Origin of the sequence: Dietzia sp. HMSC21D01 (genome assembly GCF_001815995.1) — a bacterium.
Lineage (GTDB): Bacteria > Actinomycetota > Actinomycetes > Mycobacteriales > Mycobacteriaceae > Dietzia > Dietzia cinnamea.
The window spans coordinates 1-2,753 of sequence record NZ_KV823729.1 but is presented as its reverse complement, the minus strand read 5'-3'; the positions used below and the strand labels follow the sequence as shown (position 1 = coordinate 2,753).

4 protein-coding genes are annotated in these 2,753 nt (G+C 70.7%); 1 reads left to right on the top strand and 3 read right to left on the bottom strand.

The features are described from left to right. Positions 1 to 358 (top strand): HNH endonuclease signature motif containing protein (locus HMPREF3086_RS19450; RefSeq protein WP_246830875.1); only part of this gene is annotated, 358 nt, incomplete at its 5' end. Between the two features lie 41 nt (positions 359 to 399). Here the strand turns inward: HMPREF3086_RS19450 and HMPREF3086_RS02810 are convergent. From HMPREF3086_RS02810 to HMPREF3086_RS02800, 3 genes are read right to left on the bottom strand one after another with little or no spacing between them, the layout of a single operon-like run. Then, positions 400 to 1,260 carry a cytochrome c biogenesis CcdA family protein gene (locus HMPREF3086_RS02810; RefSeq protein ID WP_061227998.1) on the bottom strand — a complete coding sequence of 287 codons (861 nt, stop codon included), beginning with the start codon at positions 1,258 to 1,260 and terminating at the stop codon, positions 400 to 402. Further along, positions 1,257 to 1,865, bottom strand: coding sequence for a TlpA family protein disulfide reductase (locus tag HMPREF3086_RS02805; RefSeq protein WP_061227997.1), 609 nt, complete (start codon positions 1,863 to 1,865; stop codon positions 1,257 to 1,259). The genes HMPREF3086_RS02810 and HMPREF3086_RS02805 overlap by 4 nt, the downstream gene beginning before the upstream one ends. 3 nt (positions 1,866 to 1,868) lie before the next feature. Further along, a complete protein-coding gene (locus HMPREF3086_RS02800) occupies positions 1,869 to 2,489 on the bottom strand; it encodes a histidine phosphatase family protein (RefSeq protein WP_061228018.1) in 621 nt (206 codons plus the stop codon). Positions 2,490 to 2,753 lie beyond the last annotated feature (264 nt).

Genomic DNA, 2,753 nt, shown 5'->3' with positions numbered 1-2,753 from the left:
CGGCGGCTGCACCCACCCCGACTGCGACCAGGACGCCAGACACTGCCAAGCCCACCACGCCGGCAAACCCTGGGCCGCCGGCGGGCAGACCAACATCGACGAACTCGCCCTGACCAGCGCCGACTGCCACTCCATGATCCACGACACCGGCTGGACCACCATCCCCGACCGCACCGCACCCCAAGGCGTCAGATGGATCCCACCCACCACAACCCCACGCGCGACCAACCCACCACCACCCAAACCAGGCCCGCCACCACTGACACCACTACACGCGCCAGTCCTACCCTTCGCCCTCCTCCACGACCTCGACCACACCATCGCCCAACACACGGCCAACTCCAAGGCCGCAGCATGACCACACGCGACCGAGGCGCGACGGCGGCCAGCTCAAGTGGGTCAGATGGGCAGAGTGGTGTCCGAGATGGCGAAGTCGCGCAGCCAGTCGATGAACAGCGCCCATCCGCCCGAGAGCAGCAGCAGACCCACGATGATGAGCATGACGCCGCCGAACACCTGGATGGCCCGGGTGTGCTTCTGCAGCCACCCGACCGTGCGCATCGCCCACGTGGAGCCGAACGCCACCACGATGAACGGCAAGCCGAGACCCAGGCAGTAAGCCACGATCAGCAGGACGCCCCGGGCCGCGTCGACGCCCGTACCGGCGGCAACCGACAGCGCCGCGGCGAGCGTGGGACCCAGGCACGGGGTCCAGCCGAGGGCGAAGACGGCGCCGAGCATCGGCGCGCCGAGCCACGTCGAGAGCGCCTTCGGCTGCATGCGGGTGTCCCGCTGCAGGGTGGGCACCAAGCCGATGAAGACCAGACCCATGAGAATGGTCACCACGCCGCCGAGCCGCTGCAGCAACTCCTGCTGCGGGGCCAGGTACTGCACGGTCCCCAGCACCATGGCACTGAGCAGCACGAACACCACGGTGAACCCACCCACGAACAGCAAGGATGCGCCGACTACGCGGGTACGGGAAGCGCGGCGGGTTCGCCGTTCCTCCACGGTCAGTGTGGCGGTGGCGGCGCGCTGCCGTTCAGCGGCGGCCGCGGTGACCGGCGGGCGCTCGGCGCCCACCACGCTGGCCAGGTACGCCATGTAGCCGGGCACCAGCGGGATCACGCAGGGCGAGGCGAACGACACCAGTCCGGCCAGCACGCACGCGCCCAACGCCAGCAGGATCGGGCCGCTGGCCACAGTCTGCTGGAAGGTCTCCCCGACGCTCTGGGCGAGCAGGATCACTTCGGGGGTCACGTCTGCTCGACCTCCTCGGCCAGGATCCTGTCGACGGTCTCACTCAGCTCGTCGTCGGTGATCTCGGCCAGGTACACGGCGGCCACCCGATGCTGCTTGTCCAGGATGATCGTCGCCGGCACGACTGACGTCGGGAAGCCACGTAGGGCGGCGACGGCCGCGTTGCTCGGGTCCCAGATCGACGGGTACGTGATGCCGTTGTCGCGGACGAAGTCGACGGGCTTCTGCCGGTTGGGGTCGCGGAGATTGATGCCGAACACGGTCGCGCCGCGGGGCTCGTACTCCTCCTGCAGGCGCTGCAGGTCGTCGGATTCGGCGCGGCACGGACCACACCACTGGCCCCACAGGTTGAGGATCACGACCTGTCCAGCGAAATCGTCCTGCACGGTGAGCGTGCGGTCGGGGTCGAGCAGGTCGGGCCCGGCGATCGTGGCGACGGGCTTGCGCTCAGCCGGGGGGTCGTAGTGGATCTCGATCTGGCCGTCGGGACTGACGAACTCGAACGTCTCCGGGCCCACCACCACAGCGTCGTTGCCGGTGGCGCAACCGGCGGCGAGCGCGCCGGACAGAAGCAACGCGCCGAGCGCGGCCTTGGTCTTACGCATGGATCATGCTCCAGTCTGCGACGGGTCGGAGGCGCCCGCCGGTTCGGAATAGACGATGTCGCGCAGCGTGGTGCCCTCGAACACCAACGAGGTGACCGACGCCAGGGAGCACTGCCGGGAGCGCGGGTCGTGCCACAGGCGCCGACCCTCGAGGAAGCGCCGCGTGGTGTACACGGGCAGCTGGTGGCTCACCAGGACGGCCTCGTGCCCGCGGGCGGTGTCGAGGGTCGAGTACACGGCGCCGATCATGCGGTGCGCGATCTGCAGGTACGGCTCGCCCCACGACGGCCGCAGCGGGTTGACGAGAATCGGCCAGTACTGCGGGTCGCGGAGCGCACCGCCGGGGCCGCCGACCTTGCGCCCCTCGAAACGGTTCTCCGCCTCGATGATGTCGGCGTCGATCCCCACCGGCAGTCCGAGGGTCTCGGCGAGCGGGGCGGCGGTCTCCTGGGCGCGCTGCAGCGGGGAGGCGACGATCGACACGATGTCGTGCCCATTCCCGAGGACGCGGGCGACGGTCTCCGCCTGGCTGCGTCCCAGCTCCGACAGCCGGTACCCGGGCAGTCGACCGTAGAGGACGCCCTCGGGGTTGTGGACCTCGCCGTGGCGCACGAGATGCACGATCGTCTGCGTCTCGTTGGCGCGGGCCGACGTGTCACGGGGGGTCGACGACGACGAGGTCGGCTCTCCCGGAACGGCGATCGTCCCCGGCTCGGCGCCATAGGTCGCAGACCCCTCGGGCTGCGTCTCGACGGGCGCCTCCACCGGGGCCGCGGCGGCCGCGGACCCGCCCAACGACGGCGGCGCCGCGGCGGGGGCGGGATGGTCTCCGCGCAGGGGGATCGGCAATGAGGTGGGGCCGGTGGCGGGGACGGCGAGACGTCCCCG